18 protein-coding genes are annotated in these 18,851 nt (G+C 63.6%); 8 read left to right on the top strand and 10 right to left on the bottom strand.

Annotated features, from left to right (window positions below):
• Window positions 1–12: 12 nt before the first annotated feature.
• The 6 genes from DPM35_RS14990 (at window position 13) to DPM35_RS14965 (ending at window position 6,979) form a co-directional block, all read left to right on the top strand.
• Entirely contained in the window at window positions 13–1,659 is a 1,647-nt protein-coding gene (locus DPM35_RS14990) for a peptide ABC transporter substrate-binding protein (RefSeq protein ID WP_112128050.1), read from the top strand.
• A 90-nt stretch (window positions 1,660–1,749) separates the two neighbouring features.
• Window positions 1,750–2,700 carry an ABC transporter permease gene (locus DPM35_RS14985; protein ID WP_112128049.1) on the top strand — a complete coding sequence of 317 codons (951 nt, stop codon included), beginning with the start codon at window positions 1,750–1,752 and terminating at the stop codon, window positions 2,698–2,700.
• Between the two features lie 12 nt (window positions 2,701–2,712).
• Window positions 2,713–3,594, top strand: a complete 882-nt coding sequence (locus DPM35_RS14980) for an ABC transporter permease (RefSeq protein WP_112128048.1) — start codon at window positions 2,713–2,715, stop codon at window positions 3,592–3,594.
• Between the two features lie 4 nt (window positions 3,595–3,598).
• The gene (locus tag DPM35_RS14975; RefSeq protein ID WP_112128047.1) at window positions 3,599–4,921 is read left to right on the top strand and encodes an NAD(P)/FAD-dependent oxidoreductase; all 1,323 of its coding nucleotides are present in this window, start codon (window positions 3,599–3,601) and stop codon (window positions 4,919–4,921) included.
• Between the two features lie 17 nt (window positions 4,922–4,938).
• Window positions 4,939–5,289, top strand: coding sequence for a cupin domain-containing protein (locus tag DPM35_RS14970; protein ID WP_112128046.1), 351 nt, complete (start codon window positions 4,939–4,941; stop codon window positions 5,287–5,289).
• A 43-nt stretch (window positions 5,290–5,332) separates the two neighbouring features.
• A complete protein-coding gene (locus tag DPM35_RS14965) occupies window positions 5,333–6,979 on the top strand; it encodes an ABC transporter ATP-binding protein (protein ID WP_198419717.1) in 1,647 nt (548 codons plus the stop codon).
• A gap of 230 nt (window positions 6,980–7,209) precedes the next feature.
• Here DPM35_RS14965 and hpaH read toward each other — a convergent pair whose 3' ends face one another.
• The 5 genes from hpaH to DPM35_RS14940 are packed head-to-tail and all read right to left on the bottom strand — an operon-like array spanning window position 7,210 to window position 11,820.
• Entirely contained in the window at window positions 7,210–8,013 is an 804-nt protein-coding gene (gene hpaH / locus DPM35_RS14960; RefSeq protein WP_181592029.1) for a 2-oxo-hept-4-ene-1,7-dioate hydratase, read from the bottom strand.
• Window positions 8,010–8,885: a fumarylacetoacetate hydrolase family protein gene (locus DPM35_RS14955; protein ID WP_112128044.1), complete on the bottom strand. Its 876-nt coding sequence runs from the start codon at window positions 8,883–8,885 to the stop codon at window positions 8,010–8,012. Before DPM35_RS14955 ends, hpaH begins: the two co-directional genes overlap by 4 nt.
• Window positions 8,886–8,902: 17 nt before the next feature.
• The gene (gene hpaD, locus DPM35_RS14950; protein ID WP_112128043.1) at window positions 8,903–9,883 is read right to left on the bottom strand and encodes a 3,4-dihydroxyphenylacetate 2,3-dioxygenase; all 981 of its coding nucleotides are present in this window, start codon (window positions 9,881–9,883) and stop codon (window positions 8,903–8,905) included.
• Between the two features lie 12 nt (window positions 9,884–9,895).
• The gene (hpaE, locus tag DPM35_RS14945) at window positions 9,896–11,413 is read right to left on the bottom strand and encodes a 5-carboxymethyl-2-hydroxymuconate semialdehyde dehydrogenase (protein WP_112128042.1); all 1,518 of its coding nucleotides are present in this window, start codon (window positions 11,411–11,413) and stop codon (window positions 9,896–9,898) included.
• 23 nt (window positions 11,414–11,436) lie between these two features.
• The gene (locus tag DPM35_RS14940; protein ID WP_112128482.1) at window positions 11,437–11,820 is read right to left on the bottom strand and encodes a 5-carboxymethyl-2-hydroxymuconate Delta-isomerase; all 384 of its coding nucleotides are present in this window, start codon (window positions 11,818–11,820) and stop codon (window positions 11,437–11,439) included.
• Between the two features lie 233 nt (window positions 11,821–12,053).
• On the opposite strand from DPM35_RS14940, the gene hpaR reads away from it, so the two are divergent.
• The gene (gene hpaR, locus DPM35_RS14935) at window positions 12,054–12,458 is read left to right on the top strand and encodes a homoprotocatechuate degradation operon regulator HpaR (protein ID WP_112128041.1); all 405 of its coding nucleotides are present in this window, start codon (window positions 12,054–12,056) and stop codon (window positions 12,456–12,458) included.
• Between the two features lie 4 nt (window positions 12,459–12,462).
• Here hpaR and DPM35_RS14930 read toward each other — a convergent pair whose 3' ends face one another.
• Together DPM35_RS14930 and DPM35_RS14925 are read right to left on the bottom strand one after the other, a co-directional pair.
• A complete protein-coding gene (locus DPM35_RS14930) occupies window positions 12,463–12,972 on the bottom strand; it encodes a flavin reductase (RefSeq protein WP_112128040.1) in 510 nt (169 codons plus the stop codon).
• 24 nt (window positions 12,973–12,996) lie between these two features.
• Window positions 12,997–14,541, bottom strand: coding sequence for a 4-hydroxyphenylacetate 3-hydroxylase N-terminal domain-containing protein (locus DPM35_RS14925; protein WP_112128481.1), 1,545 nt, complete (start codon window positions 14,539–14,541; stop codon window positions 12,997–12,999).
• Window positions 14,542–14,635: 94 nt separating this feature from the next.
• Here DPM35_RS14925 and DPM35_RS14920 point away from each other — a divergent pair, with 94 nt between their 5' ends.
• Window positions 14,636–15,508 (top strand): helix-turn-helix domain-containing protein, encoded by an 873-nt coding sequence (locus DPM35_RS14920; RefSeq protein WP_112128039.1) that lies wholly within the window; start codon window positions 14,636–14,638, stop codon window positions 15,506–15,508.
• Window positions 15,509–15,549: 41 nt separating this feature from the next.
• Here DPM35_RS14920 and DPM35_RS14915 read toward each other — a convergent pair whose 3' ends face one another.
• The 3 genes from DPM35_RS14915 to DPM35_RS14905 are packed head-to-tail and all read right to left on the bottom strand — an operon-like array spanning window position 15,550 to window position 18,848.
• The gene (locus DPM35_RS14915; protein ID WP_112128038.1) at window positions 15,550–16,905 is read right to left on the bottom strand and encodes an aminotransferase class III-fold pyridoxal phosphate-dependent enzyme; all 1,356 of its coding nucleotides are present in this window, start codon (window positions 16,903–16,905) and stop codon (window positions 15,550–15,552) included.
• 21 nt (window positions 16,906–16,926) lie between these two features.
• Window positions 16,927–17,592: an HAD family hydrolase gene (locus DPM35_RS14910; protein WP_112128037.1), complete on the bottom strand. Its 666-nt coding sequence runs from the start codon at window positions 17,590–17,592 to the stop codon at window positions 16,927–16,929.
• Window positions 17,589–18,848 carry a Tm-1-like ATP-binding domain-containing protein gene (locus tag DPM35_RS14905; protein ID WP_112128036.1) on the bottom strand — a complete coding sequence of 420 codons (1,260 nt, stop codon included), beginning with the start codon at window positions 18,846–18,848 and terminating at the stop codon, window positions 17,589–17,591. The genes DPM35_RS14910 and DPM35_RS14905 overlap by 4 nt, the downstream gene beginning before the upstream one ends.
• Window positions 18,849–18,851: the final 3 nt, after the last annotated feature.

The raw sequence follows: 18,851 nt of genomic DNA, 5'->3' as shown, positions 1-18,851 counted from the left end.
TGGGAGATTGATATGACTGATAAGGACTTTCAGTTCACCCGCCGCCAGAGCCTTAAGTTCTTTGGCGCCGCTGGCCTTACCGCAATGGCCTCCTCGTTCCTGGGCGTTGGCGCCGCACAGGCCAAGGCCGCGCCGAAAGGGCAGATCATCGTCGGCTTCTCGCAGGAGCCGACGGTCTTCAATCCCCACCTCCTTCACATCGAGGTCGACGAGGGCGTCTATTTCGCCATTTTCGATCCGCTGATCGATGTCGACCCCAAAGGTAACTTCTATCCGCTGCTGGCCAAGGAAGTGCCGACAGTGGAGAACGGCGGAATCTCCGCCGACGGCCTGACCTACAAGCTGAAGCTGCGCGACGACGTCAAATGGCACGACGGCAAGCCCTTTACCGCCGAGGACGTGAAGTTCACCCTCGAACTGCTGGTCAAACCCGAATTCAAAAGCTGGCGACGCACCGGGCACGACCTCGTGCGCGATCTCACCGTGGTCTCGCCGACCGAGATCACCTGGCGCATGGAGCATGCCTTCGCCCCTTACAACGCAATCCTCGCTTCGACCTTCATCGTGCCCAAACACGCTTTCGAGGGCACGGACCCGAACAACGCGCCCTTCAATAACGCGCCGATCGGCACGGGCGCCTACAAGTGGAAGGAGCGGGTTCCCGGTGACCATATCGAGCTTGCGGCAAATACCGACTATTTCGGTGACGGCCCCTATCTCGAACGGGTCGTCATCAAATACATTCCCGACGTGACGGTTCTCTACACGCAGCTCAAGACTGGCGACATCGACGTGCTGGCGCTGCAATGGATCACGCCCGACAATTTTCAGGAGGCCAAGACCCTACCTGATCGGGTTGTGGAGGTGTTTGGCGGACCTTTTGTCGAGACGCTGAGCCTCAATCTCATGAAGCCGGTGTTTCAGGATCGCGCCGTGCGCGAGGCGCTCTATTACGCTGTCGACAAGAAGACGATCATCGATACGCTCTACTACGGCGTGCCGAGGCCGACCGAAACCTACATGCCGCACGAATCCTACTATTACAACGACAAGCTTCCGGTGCAGGAATACAATCTCGACAAGGCGCGCGAGATTCTGGACAAGGCGGGTTGGGCGGCCGGCTCGGACGGGATCCGCGCCAAGGACGGCGTGCGGCTCTCCTTTACCTGCTCAACCACATCGGGCAACCATCTGCGCGAGCAGGCGCAACAGTTCCTTCAGCAGTCCTTCCGCGAAATCGGCGTGGATATGCAGATAGGCAATCTCCCGCCGGCCGTCATGTGGGGCGACCACTGGATGCTGTCCCAGTTCGACATGGCCGTGGCCGGAATTGGCTTTTTGACCGGACCCGATCCAGACACGTCGGACTACTTCCTTTCGACGAGCGTTGCTGCGAAGGGCGGAAATGGCCAGAATACCTTCGTCTATCAGAACCCGGAACTCGACGCGCTCCTGAAGAAGGGCGGCGCGGTGGTGAGCCCCGAGGAACGGCGGCCGATCTATCTGAACATTCAGGAGATCGTGCGGCGGGACCTGCCCTTCCTGCCGATCTTCCAGTACGCCAATATTCGCGGCTACAAGACGGGTATCCACGGCGTCGAGGCGAACATCAACAACCGTATCGACACCTGGAACGTGCGCAGCTGGCGCTGGTCGTAATCGCTGATCCTGACATGCGCTCCGGGACGGATCATTCCGTCCCGGACCAAATGACCCCGTTGCACGGGGCACAAGCAAGGATCTCGTAAAATGGCGCGCTTTCTGATCGGCAGGCTTTGGCAAAGCATCGTGCTTCTGCTGCTCGTCTCGCTCATTGGCTTCATGGTGCTCAACCTCGCCCCAGGCGGTCCTCTGTCGCAGTTTGCGCTGACACCGGGCATGACCAAGGAGGCGCTGGACCGGATAGCCGAGCAGATGGGTCTCAATCGCCCGTTGCCCGTGCAGTATCTCGATTGGCTGTGGAAGCTGGTGCGAGGCGACTGGGGCAAGAGTTTTCGCGACAACCGGCCGGTTCTGGACGTGATCGGCAGCCATCTCTTTGCCACCTTGCTGCTGATGGGCGCCTCGACGCTGCTGTCGATGCTCGTCGGCGCCTGGATCGGCATCCGCAGCGCGGTCCGCAGGGGCTCGCTGTTCGACTATTCGATGACGGTCCTGTGCTTCGTGGCGCTTTCGGTCCCCACTTTCTGGATCGGCCTTGTCGCGATCTTCCTGTTCTCGCTGCGGCTCGGCTGGCTGCCGGCGGGCAACATGTACACGGTCGGTGACGGCTCGGTCCGGGATATCCTCATACATCTCGTCATGCCGACCTGCGTTCTGGCGCTGGTCAATGTGGCGACCTGGGCGCGCTACATGAGGACGGCGACGCTGGAAGTCATCAATCAGGACTTCGTGCGGACCGCCCATGCCAAGGGCCTGGCGCCTCGCCGCATCCTGATGAAGCACATCGTCGGCAACGCGCTTCTGCCGATGATCACGCTCGCCGGCATGCAACTCCCGACGCTGCTCGGTGGCGCACTGGTGACGGAGACAGTCTTCACCTGGCCCGGCATGGGGCGACTGTTCCTCGATAGCCTCGGCTACAACGACTATCCGGTCGTGATGGGGCTGCTGATGTTTTCGGCTATCCTCGTTCTGGCCGGCAATCTCATCGCTGATCTGCTGGTCGCCTTCGTCGACCCCCGCATTCGCCTTGAATAGGAGGTCCCGCGGATGACCGCCACTCCCACTCCAATCACCCGGCGCCGAAGGTTTCTCGACAATCGCGCCGTTCGCCGGTTCATGAACAATCCGTTGGCCCTCATCGGCCTTTTCATGGTGGTCGGGCTCACGGCGGCCTGTTTCCTTGGACCTCTCCTTCTGCCCTTCGACGAACTTTATATCGACCTTCGCGCCCGTTTCGCGCCACCTTTGACCGGCGCTCATATTTTCGGCACCGACCCGCTCGGCCGCGACATCGCCGCCCGGCTGTTCCATGCGGGACAGGTTTCGATGGCGGTGGGCTTTCTCGCCATGGCGATCTCGACCGTGATCGGCACGGTGATCGGCCTTGTCGCCGGCTTTCGCGGCGGCTGGACGGGCACGATCCTGATGCGTCTGGTCGACGCTTTCCTGTCCTTCCCCTCGGTCTTCCTGCTTCTGACGCTGGCAGCCTTCATCAAGCCGAGTCCGGCGATGATCACGCTCATCATCGCCGTCACGAGCTGGATGGAGGTCGCGCGCATCGTGGATACGGAGGTGAAGTCGGTGCGCGAGCGCGAATTCATCGCGGCGGCGCGAATGCTGGGTTTGTCGAACAGCTGGATCATGTTCCGGGAGATCCTGCCCAACGTGCTTGGCCCGATCGTCGTGGCCGCGACGCTGACCGTCGCGCGATCGATCCTCATGGAAGCCTATATTTCCTTCCTCGGCTACGGCATCCAGCCGCCGCTGCCGAGCTGGGGCAACATGCTCAACAGCGCCCAGCAATATCTCGCAGCGGCACCCTGGCTCGCAATCGTACCCGGCGTGGCGATCACGGTGGCCGTGACGGGATTCAACTTCATTGGCGACGGGCTGCGTGACGCCCTCGACGTTCGTTCACACAACGGGTGACAGGATGACCAAATTTTCCCCCTTCGATCAGTCCTACTGGTTCGCCTCCGCGCCGCCGCCGCCCGAAACCGAGCGGCTCACCGGCGAGAAGGCCGTGGATGTCTGTGTGGTCGGTGCCGGCTATACCGGGCTCACCACGGCGATCGAACTCAGGCGAAAGGGCGTTTCTGTCGCCGTTCTCGAGCGCGAGGAGGCTGGCTATGGCGGTTCGGGTCGCAATGCCGGTCATTGCAGCCCGACCTTTTCCTATTATTCCCTTGAGAAGATCCGTTCGCTTCTGGGTCAGCCTTGGGCGGAGCGCCTGATCCGCCGGCAGACTCGCGCGGCCGACCGCGCCGCCGAATACATCGAGCACTATGGCATCGAATGTGAATGGATTCAGAACGGTCTCGTGATTGGTGCGATGCGTCCCGGCCACCTGCCGCCCCTCGAACACAAGACCGAAAGCTACAATGCCGTCGGCGCACGTACCCGCATGCTCGACCGCGATGAGGCGACCCGCATCACCGGGAGCCCACGCCTTCTTGGCGGCTGGCTCCACGAGGAGGGCGCCCACATCCATCCGCTCAAATATGCGCGCGGCCTTGCCGCGGCGGCGATCCGTGAAGGTGCTTCCCTCTACACCCATTCGCCGGCCAAGCGGTGTGAGAGGATCGGAAACAAGTGGAAGGTGGTCGGCGAGGCCGGCCATGTGATCGCCGACAAGGTCATCTTCGCCACCGGGGCCTATACCGTGGACGGCTGGCCCGACCTCGACAAGAGCTATCGCATCTTTCCAGTCTACGTCTGCGCCACCAATCCGCTTTCCGATCGCGCGCGCGAAACCGTCCTGCCGCGCAACACGACGATGATCGACGGTCGCGGCGATTTCTACTGCTACAAGTGGACTGCCGACAATCGCATCGTCGCCTCGATGTTCCTTATGGGGCCGCGTGGCCGCGACCTCGCATATTCCAAGAAAGTGATGACCGACCGGCTGAAGTGGCTGCATCCACAGCTTACCGAGAACGTGCGGTGGGACTATTTCTGGTTCGGCGAACTGGACATGCAGTACCGCACGGTTCCCCGGCTGTACGATCTCGCGCCGGGTGTGGTGGGCCTGACAGGTCTTTCCGGCAGAGGCGTGCCGACCGGCACCATGCTGGGCGGTATCCTTTCAGACTGGGCGATGGGCAAGCCCGAACAGGACCTCGACCTCCGGGTCGAACGGTTGCATCGCGCTCCGTGGTGGATGGACTACGGTCCGAGCTACAAGCTGCGCGAGATGCGCGCGGTAGACAATTTCATGAGCAAGAGAGGCGGCGTGGAACTGCCGCCGCATTACTGACGAGAGGGAGACCAGCCATGACAACGATCTATTCGAACGTGAAGGACGATGCCGGCCGCATCAAGGCCGCCGTTGCCGAGAACGGGGCGCAGTCCTACCGGCGCATGGTGTGGGAAGATCAGGGCAACAGCGACACCGCAGTCAAGGCCGCCGTGTGGATTGCCGAGCCCGGCGTCTACCCCTATCCGGCCCGTGCGCTGGAAGAAACGTTCGTGGTGATGGAGGGCGAGGCCGACTGCCGCATCGGCGAGGGCGAGAAACGGCGCATCGGCCCCGGCACCATCGTTGTCGTGCCCAAGGGCGCGACCGCGTGGCTCGAGGTGCTCACGTCCTTCCGCAAGTTCGCGATGGTCGTGCCCAAGCCTTGAGCCGGTCCCCTAGCCGGCCCGCATAACGAACGGGACAGACGCCATGACAGACCTTCACAGCGGTATGGCTGAAACGATCCTCGCAGTGCGCTCTCTCGAGGTAAGTCTGCCTCGAAACATGGAACGCAGCCATGCGGTGAGGGGTGTATCGCTCGACCTCAGGCAAGGCGAAACCCTCTGCATCGTGGGTGAAAGTGGTTCCGGCAAGTCCGTGACCGCGAGCACGATCATGGGCCTGCTTCCTCCCGCCATGAAGGCGACCAGCGGCCAGATCCTCTACAAGGGTCGCAACCTGCTGGACCTCTCGGAAGCGGAGCGCCGCCAGATGCGCGGCAAGGCGATCTCGATGATCTTCCAGGACCCGCTCTCGGCTCTCAATCCCTTGATGACCATCGAGCAGCAGATCGACGAGGTGCTCGTTGCCCATGGTATTGCCGACCGGGCCAAGCGACGGCAGCGCGTGCTTGAATTGCTCACCGAAGTCGGGCTGCCCGACCCGCCGCTGATCCGCAAGCAATATCCCTTCCGCCTCTCCGGCGGCCAGCGTCAGCGCGTGATGATCGCCATCGCGCTTGCACTCAATCCCGACGTGCTGATTGCCGATGAACCGACGACGGCGCTCGATGTGACCATCCAGGCGCAAATCCTGAAGCTGATCCGGCAGCTTCAGGCGAGCAAAAACACGAGCGTCATGTTCATCACGCATGATTTCGGAGTGGTCGCAGACATTGCCGACCGGGTGGTGGTCATGGAGAAGGGGCAGGTCGTGGAGCAAGGCAGCGCCGATCAGGTTCTGCGCAATCCCCAACATCCTTATACGCGTCGGCTCATCGCGGCGGTCCCCCGCCTGCGTGAAATGGAAAGCGGGGCAGCGAAAGCGGCCGAAACGGTTCTGGAAGTGCGCGGCTTGAGCAAGACCTATCGCAGCCACGCGGGTCTCTTCGGCAAGATGCGCGTGGTCCCGGCCGTCGACGACATTTCCTTCACGCTGCGCCGTGGCGAAACACTCGGCGTAGTGGGCGAGAGCGGGTCCGGAAAATCCTCGATGGGCAAGGTCCTGATGAAACTCATCGAAGCAGACGCCGGAGAAATCCTGCTCGGCGGCCGTAACATCAGGTCGATGAGTGAGACGGAATTCCGTCCGCTAAGGTCCCGTATCCAAATGATCTTCCAGGATCCGTTCGCCTCGCTCAACCCGCGCCTGACGATTGGCACATCGCTGGTGGTCGGCCCGGTCGCCCACGGGCTCAGTCGGGAGGACGCCCACCGCCGCGCGCTGGGCCTGTTGGAGCGCGTCGGGTTGGGTGCCGCCGCCTACGACCGTTATCCGCACGAATTTTCCGGCGGCCAGCGGCAGCGCGTGGGCATCGCCCGGGCCCTGATGTTCGATCCTGAGATCATTGTCGCCGACGAGGCAGTCTCGGCGCTGGATGTCTCCATTCAGGCGCAGATCCTTCAGCTCTTGGCCGAGGTGCAGGCCGAAAAGCACCTTGCAATGATCTTCATTACGCACGACCTGCGCGTCGCCAGCCAGATATGTGACCAGGTGATCGTAATGAGTCGTGGCAGGGTCGTCGAGGCCGGTACGCCGATGCAGATTTTCCACAACCCGCAGCAAGCCTATTCTCTACAACTGGTCCAAGCCATTCCTGGCGCCCGCTGGGCTTATACCAAGAGCCAGAATGTTTGACCGACATGCGGAGAGGGTAGATGTCGCCCCTGCCCGGCAACACCACGGTTGGGCCACTTCAGCAATCGTGGATCAGGTCGTGTGCTGTACTCGGGTGGAGGATGCCGGTCTTCTTTCAAAGCCGCAGATGTGAGACTGGTCGCCGGGCCGGTCAATCCGGGGACGAGAACAGTGAGGACTGATGGTGCGGACGCTTTACGTTATCGGAAATGGGTAGGTTGGTAGCCTGATCAGGCGAAGTTTATACGGATGGTTCCGTGCGGCCCGAAATCCGAAACGATCTCGTCGCCGCGCCGGCATTCGACCGGCCGGATGAACGAGCCCGACAGCACCACCTGTCCGGCCTCGATCCGCATGCCGTATTGATGCAGCCGGTTGGCGAGCCAGACGATGCCCTTGGCCGGATGATCGAGCACGCCGGCGCCCAGGCCTGTTTCCTCGACCTCGCCGTTGCGCGACACGATGGCGCCGATCCAGCGCAGGTCCGCCTCGCGCGGTCCGGCCGAACGGCCGCTGACGACGATGCCGGCATTGGCCGCATTGTCCGAGATCGTGTCGAAGAAAGTGCGGATCTTGCCTGTCTCCTTGTTCATCCGCTCGATACGGGTGTCGAGGATTTCAAGCGCAGGCGTGACGTGATCGGTGGCGTCAAGCACATCGTCGATCGATATATCGGGGCCGGCCAAGGGCGCCTTCATGATGAAGGCGATCTCGGCCTCGATGCGCGGCTGGATGAAACGCCCGGCCGGAACCGTGCCGCCATCCGCGAAGAACATGTCGTCGAACAGGATGCCGGAATCCGGAATGTCGATGCTGAGCGCCGACTGCATCGCCTTCGAGGTCAGGCCGATCTTCCAGCCCTTGATGGTCAGGCCCGATGCGACCTTCCGCTTCACCAGCGCCGCCTGCACCCGGTAGGCGTCGTCCATTGTCGCCTGAGGAAAATCGAGGCTCAGCAGCCGGATCTGCCGGCGCTCGCGCTCGGCCTCGAACAGCCTGCGAGCAGCGTCCTCGACTTCGGCGTCCGTCATCATCGCCCGGTTCCCTCGTCGACGACACCGTTGCGCAGAAGCCCGATGCCGTCGGCCTCGACCTCGATCACGTCGCCCGGCTTCAGCCAGACCGGCGGGTCGAAGCGGGCGCCGGCGCCGGTCGGCGTTCCGGTAACGATGACGTCGCCCGGCACCAGCGTGGTGAAGGTCGAGACGTAGTTGATGATCTTGCGGAAGGAAAAGATCATGCGCCCGGTGCGGTCCTGCTGGCGAACCTCGCCATTGACACGCGTCGTCAGCGCGATATTGGCGATCTGAGCCTCGTCGGTGAAGGGCACCAGCCATGGTCCGATCGAACCCGTGCGGTCGAAATTCTTGCCCTGGGTGACGTTGAACTTGGCGTGGCGCACCCAGTCGCGGATCGTGCCCTCGTTGCACAGTGAAAGTGCTGCGATATGGCCGAGCGCATCGGCTTCCGCGATGCGGCGGCCGGCCTTGCCGATGACGATGACCACCTCGCCCTCATAGTCGAGCTGCGGCGATTCAGGCGGCCGCACCAGGGGGGTGCCGTGTCCGACGAAGGAGCGCGGAAAGCGGATGAACAGCGACGGGTTGGAGGGCGCCGCCTGCCCGTCCTTATACTCCTCGTTGCGGTCCGGGTAGTTGACACCGACGCAGATGATTTTTTCCGGCGAGGGGATCGGGATTTCGTAGGCGATGTCCTCGGCCGCGAAGTCGGCGGCGAAGGCGTCCGCTTCCTCGGCCAGGCGGCGGAGAGCGCCGGCTTCGACCACTTCGCGCAGCGTTGGCCATTGAGCATGGTGCGCTGAAAGGTCGATCACTCCCTTGTCGGTGACCGCGCCGTAGCGCGTCTTGCCGCCGACGGTGAAGGTGGCGAGGCGTCCCGCGCTCATGCCGGTGCTCCTTGGTCTTAGGGCGCCACGATCGGCGAGGCCGCCAGATCGGACTTGCGCGGCTCGACACCCGCAAACACGCTGCCTTCCTCGAACCAGCTTCGCGGTGCCGGCGCACCCCACAGCGTCTGGCGCTGCGGGTCTTTCAGGTCCCATTTGATTGGCTCGAGATCGGGATCAACCGTCTGGTAGTCCGAGCAATAGATCTCGATGCGATGGTTGTCGGGATCGCGGATGTAGAGGAAGAAGGCGTTGGAGATGCCGTGCCGTCCAGGCCCTCGCTCGATATTGCCGACATAGCCGGTGGTCGCCATCAGGTCGAGCAGGTCGATGATGTTGAGCGGCGTCGGCACCCAGAAGGCGACATGGTGCAGCCGCGGTCCAAGGCCGTTGGTGAAGGCGATGTCGTGGACGCCGCCCTTGCGGTGCGTCCATGCAGCCCAGAGCCTCCCGGTCTCGGCGTCCTCGGTGTATTCGGTCACGCGGAAGCCGAGCTCGTTGTAGAAGGCAACCGATTCATCGACATTGGGCGAGAAGCAGTTGAAGTGGTCGATGCGCAGCGGCTTCACGCCCTTGTAGAGTGCGTATTTCTGATGGATCGGCGGCAGCCGCTCCATCTTCGAATAGAATTCGAGCGGTATGCCGTGCGGGTCGCGGGTGCGGAAGGTGCGCGACTGGTAAGGCCGTTCGACCCACTCCACCGGCAGGCCTTTGCCCTTGAAGAAATGTTCGGCCTTGTCGAGGTCTTCATCGGAGAAGACCTTGAAGCCGAGCTCGCGCGCTTCCGGCGTCGCCGCCTTGCGCAGCACGATGCAATGATGGCCGCGTTCCTCCATGGCGCGCAGATAGATCGCGCCGCTGGTCTCGTCGGTCACCTGCAGGCCGAGCGTGTCGACATAGAAGGCGCGGGATTTTGCAAGATCGGTGACGGCAAGCTCGACATGGGAGAGCCGCACGATGTTGAAGGCAGGATAGAGGTTGGGTTGGGGCAGGGCCATTTGTATCTCCGGTCAGCCGCCGAGCTTCTGGATCGAATGCGGCGCCGTGGCGAACGCGATATTCTTGGTTTCCATGTAGAAGTCGAACGACCAGTCGCCGCCGTCGCGGCCGATGCCCGAACTCTTCACCCCGCCGAACGGTGTCGGCAAATGCCGGACATTTTCTGAATTCACCCAGATCATGCCGGCGTCGAGCGCGTCGGTGAAGCGCAGCGCGCGGGTGACGTCCGAGGTCCACAGATAGCCGGTGAGGCCATACTGCGTGTCGTTGGCCAAAGCCAGCGCCTCGGCCTCGTCCTTGAACGGGATCGCCGTCAACACCGGCCCAAAAATTTCCTCCTGGGCGATGCGCATCTTGTTGGTGGCGCCGACGAACAGCGTCGGGCTGACATAGCAGCCGCCGCCAGGCCCCGCGAACTTGCCGCCGCCGGCGGCGACCACCGCGCCCTCCGATTTGCCGATCTCGATATAGGACAGCACTTTTTCTTCGTGCACGGGATGGATCAGCGGTCCGACCACGGTGTCCGGATCGAGCGGATGACCGATCTTGATGCGCCTGGCCTTCTCCGCCACCAGATCGGTGAACCTGTCGTGGACGGATGCCTCGACCAAAAGGCGCGACGATGACGTGCAGCGCTCGCCGTTCAGCGAATAGATCATGAAGACGGCCGCGTCCGCGGCGCGCTCGAGGTCGGCGTCGGCGAAGACGATGACCGGGTTCTTGCCGCCGAGCTCGAAATGCACGCGCTTCAGCGTCTCGGCGCCCTGTTTCATGATCATCGAGCCGGTGCGGCTCTCGCCGACGAAGCCGATCGCCTTGATGTCGGGATGCTCGGTCAGCGCCCGGCCGGCATCCTCGCCGAAGCCGTTGACCAGGTTCCATACACCCTTGGGCAGGCCCGCCTCCTCGGCGATCTCGACCAGAAGCCGGGCGGTCAGCGGCGACAGCTCCGCCGGCTTGTGCACCACCGTGCAGCCCGCCGCCAAGGCCGGCGCGATCTTCCAGGTCGACAGCATGAAGGGCGTGTTCCACGGCGTTATCACGCCGACCGGACCGATCGGCGCGCGCGTCGTCATGTTGAGCTGGCCCGGCGCCCTGAGCGAGCGGCCGTCACGCGCTTCCGGCGCGCGATCGGCATAGAAGCGGAAGTTCTCGGCGCCGCGCAGCGCGGCCTTCGCCATGAATTTCAACGACTGGCCGGTGTCCATGCATTCGACGAAGGCGATCTCCTCGGCGCGCGCCACGATGGCGTCGGCGATTTTGCGCATGAGCTTCTTGCGCGCATCGCCGGAGATCGCCGCCCAGTCCTTGAAGGCGGCCTTTGCTGCCTTTGCCGCGCGTTCGATGTCGGCGGCCTTGCCGCGCGCCACGGTGGCAATCGGCTTGAGGTCGATCGGCGAAATCGTTTCATAGGTCGAGCCGTCCGCGGCAGGCACCGCTTCGCCGCCGATCTGGTTGAGCACGCCGTCCTTCCGGAAGCGTTCCAGATAGGCCTCGGCCTTCCTCAGATTGTCGTCCAGTGCCGCCATGATTTCTTTCCCGTTCTAGATCACTAGCCACGCAGGCGCGGATGGATGGCGTTCTTCTTCCAGCTCAGCTCGGCGTCGATCTCGCGGATCTCCAGCGACAGCGCGAAATGCGGTGTGGCGAACAGAGACAAAAGATGATCGGTGACAGCCGCGAAGATCGCCTCGCCGGCGCTTTTCTTTTCCGCCGCGCTGCGGCCCTTGCCGATGCGGAAATTCATGTCGATGAAGCCGTTCTCCGGCAGAAGGTCGGCGATCGCATAGGCTTCGGCACGGAAGGCGCGCACCCTGACCGCTCCCGGTTCGAACAGCCCGGTTTCAAGGATTGTGCGCGAGACCAGCGCGCAAAGCTCGCCCATGTCGACCTTCGCGTCGAGATTCGCCGAATATTCGATCGCCATGTGGGGCAAGGTTTCCTCCGCCGGCAGCACCGCTTGTAGTTAACATGTGAATTACATCTTGACGGCCGAATGTCAAGCGTCGTTCTGTGTATGGCCGCAGCCATCCGCGGTGGGATTGCCGCTCTCGACAAAATCGCGGATATAGCTCCGACCCGAGCCTCAATATTTGTTGCGAGTCGCACCGGACTGGATTTTTCGGAGATCTTAATTTGCTACCGCCCAGCACTCGTCGCTCCTTGCCGATGGCTCTGCTTCGCGCCCGCGAAGTGATCATGGCGCATTTCCGCCCGATGCTTGCCCGCCACGACATCACCGAGCAGCAGTGGCGCGTGCTGCGCGTTCTCGCTGAAACCGGTCCCCTGGAAGCGACCGAGCTCGCCAACCGCGCTTCGATCCTGCCGCCGAGCCTCACCCGCATCATCAAAGCGCTGGAGGAGAGGGAATTCATATCCCGCAACAAGGTCAAGGATGACGGCCGCCGCGCGCTGCTTGCCATCAGCCCGACAGGCGTGGCGCTGATCGAGGAACTGGCGCCCGAGCGTACCGCTATCTACGAGGCGATCGAGAAGCGCTATGGCGCCGCGGAACACGAGCGCCTGCTCGACATGCTGGAGAGCCTGATCCAGTCGGAGTCGGCGGAAAGCTGAGCGCTCACCCGCCAAAACTCCCCAGCGCGCTCGGCTGCATGTAGTTGCGGCCGACATAGAGCAGCGCCGCCTCGTCGCTACCGTGGCGGATGTCGACGACGCGGCCGAACATCACATTGTGCGTGCCGACCTTGTTCACCGCGCCGATCTCGCAATCGAAGGAAACGATCGCATCGAGCAGCGCCGGCATGCCGGACGGCATGGTCTGCCAGCGCGCTGCCTGATAGCGCTCGGCCATGTCGCGGATCGCGCCGGCGAATTTTGCCGCCAGATGCATGTGCGACTGGGTCAGCACGTTGACGCAAAATCGCTGGTTGGCGAGGAACATGCTAGTCTGCGCCGAGCGTTCGTTCATGCAGACCAGCAGCGTCGGCGGGTCGTCGGAGACGCTGCACATGGCGGTCGCGGTGAAGCCGCCGCGCCCGGCCGGCCCGTCGGTGGTGACGATGTTGACCGGTGCGCATACCCTGGCCATCGCCTCTCGGAATTCCAGCCTCGCGACTTGTGACGTCATGGCCGTTTCCATGTCCGGCCTCCGTCAGTTGGGCTGGGCGGCGAGCGGGGGCAGCCAGGTGTCGCCGGTCCAGCCCTTCTCGTCATAGTCGGCCATGCATTGGTCGACGAGTTCCTCCATCTGCTTCAGCCGGCCGCCGCGCTCGGCGCCCTTCAAGACCTGCAGCCGCACCTCTTCCGGCGCGCCGGCATAGTTGAGCTCGTAGAGCGCGTGACGGCCGCCGAATTCGGTGCCGGTCGCGTCCCACAACAGCTTCATGATCTTGATGCGCTCGACATGGCCCATGTCGTTCGAGCCGCGCACATATTGCGCGAGATAGCGGTCGATCTCCGGATTGTCGAAATCGCGCGCGGAGGAGGGGAGGTAGATCAAACCGGAAGCGACAACCCGGCGCACCGTATCGATGACGCGCGGATAGGCCTCCGACATGAAGGTGCGGTAGGCAAGCGCGGCTTCAAGGTTGGGCAGCACCGCGCCGTTCGCCCACGGGATCGGGTTGTGCGCCATCGCGTTGGAAAAGCTCCAGAACATGTGGCGCAGCGCAATCACCTCGCCGAGCGCCGCCTGGTTGCCGCGGAAGGCATCGCCGCCGGTGGCGCGCAGCGCCTTGGCGAGCAGGCCGGCGAGGAAGTCGAGTTTCACCGCAAAGCGCGTGCAGCCCTGGAAGCAATAGCCATGCATGAAGCCCGATGCCGGATGGAAGGACAGGATCTTCTGCGCATCGCGCAGCACAAGCACGTCCTCCCAGGGGATGAAGACGTTGTCGAGCACCAGGATCGCGTCGTTCTCGTCGAAGCGCGACGACAGCGGATAGTCGAAGGGATGGCCGACGCTGTTGGCCGTCTGCTCATAGGAGACGCGGCAGAACATCTTTATGCCCGGCGCGTTCATCGGCACGATGAACATCACCGACAGCGACGGATCCTCCGTCACCGTCGCCGAACTCTGCGCCAGGAAATTGTAGTGGGTGAGCGCCGACGACGTCGCCACCACCTTGGCGCCCGACACCCAGATGCCGGCATCGTTCTCCTTGGTGATGTGAACGAACACGTCCTTCACCTGCTCGGCGGGCTTGTGGCGGTCGATCGGCGGATTGACGATCGCGTGGTTCATGAACAGGACCGCTTCCTGGGCGCGTTTGTGCCAGGCGCGCGCATTGTCCTTGAACGGCCCGTACCATTCGGCATTGGCGCCGAGCGTGTTCATCAGCGCCGCCTTGTAGTCGGCGGTGCGGCCCATCCAGCCATAGGTCATGCGCGCCCAATGCGCGATCGCACCCTGCTGCGCGGCGAGGTCAGCGGGGGAATGGGCGACACGGAAGTATTTGTGGGTGTAGCCGCCCGAACCGGTGTCGGTGGGCGAGGTGAGCACCGGCTGTTGATTGGGATCGTGCAGCGCGTCGTAAAGGCGCGCCAGTGACCGCACCGAATTGCGCATAGCCGGATGGCTGGTGACATCTGCCACCCGTTCGCCATTGATATAGACCTCGCGCCCGTCGCGCAGGCTGGCCAGATATTCGGCGCCCGTAAACGGCCGCGATTTGTCGGCCCGGAAATCTTCCGATCGCATCATGATCCTCCCTTGATCTCTTGAGAGTAGCCGCGGACAGCGCAATGGTTTATGGACGAAAGCGCAAAACCGCTTGGACTTTTTCGGGCGTCTCATGAGCCAGACCGCTATCCCGGAATTCTTCGTCTACGGCGAGCCGGCGCGGGCGCTCGACGTCGGCTTCCTGCATGTCGAGACCGTCCAGGCTCGGGCATCCGTGCATCGCGGCCAAGTTCTGGCGCACAAACACCCGCAAATGGCGCAGATCACCTTCTGGACGAGCGGGCAGGGCCTCTACCGGATCGAGGACAGGACCTGGAGTTTTTCGGCACCTACGGTCAGCTTCATGCCAAGCGGCGTGGTGCATGGGTTCGACATCGAGCCGGACACCGACGCGACCGTCGTTTCGATCGCCGACGAGGCTCTCGCGGCGATCGCCGAGCATTCGGCGCTGGCGCTCGACCAGCCGGTCTTTGTCACCGGTCAGGGAGAGGCGGCACTCTGGCAAAGGCTCAGCGAGACAATCGGCATGATCCAGGCCGAATATGCCGAGGCGCAAGCCGGCGCGGAAAAGATCCTGCCACCGCTGATCGCGGTCGCATTGTCGCACATCGCTCGGCTCGATGCGCAATCGCATGCGGTCACCGTGCCCGCGGCGGTCGCCCTGGGCGGCCGACTCAGGCGGCTGATCGACCGCCATTTTCGCGACGACTGGCCGGTCGAGCGCTATGTCGAGGAGCTCGGCACCACCAGGCATCTGCTCGACAAGGCGGCGCATCAGGTGCTGGGCTCAGGCGTCCGCCAGGCGATCGGCGAAAGGCGCGTGGTCGAAGCCAAGCGCCTGCTGCTCTTCACCATCCGCACGGTCGAGGACATCGCCTACGAGACCGGCTTCAACGATCCGGCCTATTTCTCACGCTTCTTCCGCCAGGCGGTTGGGGTGTCGCCGGCGGCGTGGCGCAAAGAGCGAATAGTGAGTAGCGAATAGCGAGTAGCAAAGAACCGCCCCTATTCGCTACTCGCTATTCCCTAGGCCGCGGCAGCGGCCAGCCCGGCATCCAATCCCTCTGCGATCTTCGCCACATCGGCGGCCGTGATGATCAACGGCGGCGACAAGATGATGTTGTTGCCGGAGACGCGCAGCATGACGCCGGCCTCGTAGGCGCCGTCCGCGACGGCGGCCATCGTCTTCTTGTCGACGGGCTTCTTGGCGGCGCGGTCCGAGACCAGCTCGAGCGCGGCCATCAGGCCCTGGTAGCGGACATCGCCGACCAATTGGTGCTTCTCTTTCAGCGCCTCCAGCGCCTTGCCGAGCTCGACGCCGCGCGCGGCGGCATTCTCGTTGACGGCCAGCCGCTTGGTTTCGGCGAGCGCCGCAAGGCCGGCCGCGCAGCCGACCGGATGGCCCGAATAGGTATAGCCATGGCCGATCGCGCCGAAGCTGGTCTTGTCGGCTTCGAAGATTTCGGCGACCTTGGCGCCGATCATCGTGGCGCCCAGCGGGAAATAGCCCGATGTGATCGCCTTGGCGATGGTCATGAAATCCGGCTTCGTGCCTGAGAGCCGCGAGCCCGACGAGGCGCCGGTGCGGCCGAAGCCGGTCACCACTTCATCGGCGATCAACAATATGTCGTGGCGGTCGCAGATCGCCCGCACCATCGGCATGAAGCTCTCATGCGGGACGATGACGCCGCCGGCGCCGAGCACCGGTTCCATGATGAAAGCCGCGATGGTGTCGGCACCCTGGAAGGCGATCTCTTCCTCGATCGCCCGCGCGCAGAGTTTCGAGAGCTTTGCCGGATCGGTTTCGTCGAACGGGTTGCGATAGGTCATCGGCGCCGGCGTGTGGAAGACGCCTGGCAGCAGCGGCTCGTAGTTGCGGCGGAAGTTGGCGTTGCCGTTGACCGAAGCGCCGCCGAAATGCGTGCCGTGATAGCCCTTCTTCAGCGCCAGGAATTTGGTGCGGTCGCCCTGGCCGCGGATCTTCCAGTATTGCCGGGCGAGCCTGAGCGCCGTCTCGACCGAGTCCGAACCGCCCGAGGTGAAAAAGGCGCGCACCATGCCTTCCGGCGCGAACCATTCGGTGAGCTCATAGGCAAGCTCGATCGACGGTCCGGTCGAGGTGCCGCGAAAACCGGAATAATAGGGCAGGGCGTCGAGCTGCGCCGCCATCGCCTTCTTGATCGGATCGCAGCTGTAGCCGAGGTTGACGTTCCACAAGCCCCCGACGGCATCGAGCACGGTGCGGTCCTCGGCATCGGTGACCGAGACGCCTTCGCCCTTCATGATGATCTTCGGCGGGCTCGCCCGCATTTCGGCCGGATGCGCCATCGGATGCCAGATCGGCTTGGCGTTGTTTTCGGTGAGGAAGTTGATGTCACGCATCGGGGACTCCGGTTGTTCGGATTAGGAGAGCGTCAGGCCGAAATGGCCAAGCGCCTCGGCATAGCTTTGCGCCGGTCGGGCGACGTCGAAATGAACGGTGGGCATGCCGGCGGCAACCGCGCCATCGACATTGCGCTTCTGGTCGTCGACGAAGACGCAGGCATTGAGTGGCAGCTGCAGCGCCTCGCCGACGATCGCATAGGCGCGGGTATCGGGCTTGAGGATTTTCGTATAGGTCGCGTCGACGATCGTCTCGAACAGCGCAAGCAGCGGCAGGCGCTCGCGGAATGACTTGCCGTAGAACAGGTCGAGTTCGTTGGAGAGAATGGCGAGCTTTATGCCGGCCGTGTGCGCGATGCGGATCGCGCGCTCCGCCTCCGGTCGCACCACCGCCTGCGGATCGGCGCCACGCGCCCGCTGCACGAAGGTCGACATGTCCTGCCAGTCCTCGCCGACCAGCCGGCCGACCTCGCGTGTGCGTGTCTTCCAATAGTCACGCTCGCTGATCTCGTCGGCCTGCATCGAGCGCCAGAGCGCATCGGAGGCCGGGTCGAACGGCCCGCGCCAATCGAGCGTGCCGGGCTCGAGGCCAAGCGCCTGCTCGGTCAGCGCATGCGTCTCGAACAGCGTGCGGGTGACGACGCCGCCGAAATCGAGCACCAGCGCCTGCGGCCTCAGCCCGCTCATGCCGGCCGCCTATCGGTGACGCCGGGCGGAACGATGCCTTCGGCAACCCAGCGATCGAAGATCTCCAGCGCCTTGGCGCTGAAGGCGGCGTCGTTGATGTGGCCGGCGATTTCATGCAGCTCGGCATTCTCGGGCACCCGCAACCGCATTTCTTTGACAAAGGCCGCAAGTGCCTCGGGTTCGTGGAGCGGCTCGCCTTCCTGGTCCCATTGCTGGATGCCGCCGGCCGGCAGGATGAAGGCCGTCGGGCCGGTCGCCGTGGTGAGTTTCTCGCCGATGGCGCGCGCGATCTCCCGGCGTGTCGCGCCGTCGGAGGTCACCGAGGCGAGCAGCCGGTTGTGCGCATGGTAAGGTCGCTCGGCGAAGCGCGACGGCACAGCCTGCCAGGTCGGGAAATCGACCATGTCGATGGCGCCGGGCGCGACGATCTGCGGGATGCCTTGACGTCCGGCATTCTCCAGCCGGTCGGTACCCGAATTCACCACCGAGCCGGTGAGCTGGTTGGCGAGCTCCTGCAGGCTGAAGTCGAGCACGGCGACAAAACCCTTCTGCGCCGCGATCGCTTCCAGCGCCCGTCCGCCCATGCCGGTGGTGTGGAAGACGATGACCTCATAGCCGCGCTTTTCCAATTCCGGCTTGAGCGTCACCATGTATTGCAGGCAGCTTTTGCCCAGCGAGCTCATGCCGACCTTCGGCCGCGAGACGTCGGGTTTGACGACAGCCCGCGCGGCGCCGACCACGGCGCCGCTGGCCTGCGACAGCACCGCCTTGCAGGCGCTGTTGAGCCCATAGAGGCCGCCTGCCCACAGGATCATCATCAGGTCGGTGGCGATGCGCTCCGGTGGCACGAGATGCGAATAGGCGATCGTCGAGACGACGAATTTCGGCACGCCGAGCGGCAGCGCCAGCGCCACGTCGAGCGCAAGGTCGGTACCCATCGATCCGCCCAGCGCGATGAAACCCTCGATCTCGCCCTGGTCATAGAGCGAGCGCGCGAGCCGCGAGGCGCCAAGCGCCATCAAGGTCATTGCCGTGTTCTCGTCGCCGCTTGCGATGATTGCCTCGATGGTGGTGTCTGCCGCGCGCGCCACCGCATGCTTGTCATGCTCGGGCTTGTAAGGCGGATCGCCAAGCACACTGACATCCATCATCACGGCGACGCCGCCGACGGCCTCGATGCGCTCGCGCATGAACAGAAGCTCGTCGGCCTTGGTGTCGCCGGTGCCGATAACCAGGATTCGGCGTTTCTCCTCCACGTC

It is taken from the genome of Mesorhizobium atlanticum (assembly GCF_003289965.1).
GTDB classification, from domain to species: Bacteria; Pseudomonadota; Alphaproteobacteria; order Rhizobiales; family Rhizobiaceae; genus Mesorhizobium; species Mesorhizobium atlanticum.
Note: the sequence above shows the minus strand (reverse complement) of the source record. Positions and strands in the feature narration are given on the sequence as shown.

Coding starts and splice junctions, on each gene's coding strand:
- DPM35_RS14915 (WP_112128038.1), bottom strand. CDS start 16,905: ATGCGTGACATCAACTTCCTCACCGAAAACAACGCCAAGCCGATCTGG.
- hpaD (WP_112128043.1), bottom strand. CDS start 9,883: ATGGCCCTGCCCCAACCCAACCTCTATCCTGCCTTCAACATCGTGCGG.
- DPM35_RS14980 (WP_112128048.1), top strand. CDS start 2,713: ATGACCGCCACTCCCACTCCAATCACCCGGCGCCGAAGGTTTCTCGAC.
- DPM35_RS14910 (WP_112128037.1), bottom strand. CDS start 17,592: ATGAGCGGGCTGAGGCCGCAGGCGCTGGTGCTCGATTTCGGCGGCGTC.
- DPM35_RS14990 (WP_112128050.1), top strand. CDS start 13: ATGACTGATAAGGACTTTCAGTTCACCCGCCGCCAGAGCCTTAAGTTC.
- DPM35_RS14970 (WP_112128046.1), top strand. CDS start 4,939: ATGACAACGATCTATTCGAACGTGAAGGACGATGCCGGCCGCATCAAG.
- hpaH (WP_181592029.1), bottom strand. CDS start 8,013: ATGATGACGGACGCCGAAGTCGAGGACGCTGCTCGCAGGCTGTTCGAG.
- DPM35_RS14965 (WP_198419717.1), top strand. CDS start 5,333: ATGACAGACCTTCACAGCGGTATGGCTGAAACGATCCTCGCAGTGCGC.
- DPM35_RS14930 (WP_112128040.1), bottom strand. CDS start 12,972: ATGACGTCACAAGTCGCGAGGCTGGAATTCCGAGAGGCGATGGCCAGG.
- DPM35_RS14920 (WP_112128039.1), top strand. CDS start 14,636: ATGAGCCAGACCGCTATCCCGGAATTCTTCGTCTACGGCGAGCCGGCG.
- hpaR (WP_112128041.1), top strand. CDS start 12,054: ATGGCTCTGCTTCGCGCCCGCGAAGTGATCATGGCGCATTTCCGCCCG.
- DPM35_RS14955 (WP_112128044.1), bottom strand. CDS start 8,885: ATGAGCGCGGGACGCCTCGCCACCTTCACCGTCGGCGGCAAGACGCGC.
- DPM35_RS14925 (WP_112128481.1), bottom strand. CDS start 14,541: ATGCGATCGGAAGATTTCCGGGCCGACAAATCGCGGCCGTTTACGGGC.
- DPM35_RS14985 (WP_112128049.1), top strand. CDS start 1,750: ATGGCGCGCTTTCTGATCGGCAGGCTTTGGCAAAGCATCGTGCTTCTG.
- hpaE (WP_112128042.1), bottom strand. CDS start 11,413: ATGGCGGCACTGGACGACAATCTGAGGAAGGCCGAGGCCTATCTGGAA.
- DPM35_RS14975 (WP_112128047.1), top strand. CDS start 3,599: ATGACCAAATTTTCCCCCTTCGATCAGTCCTACTGGTTCGCCTCCGCG.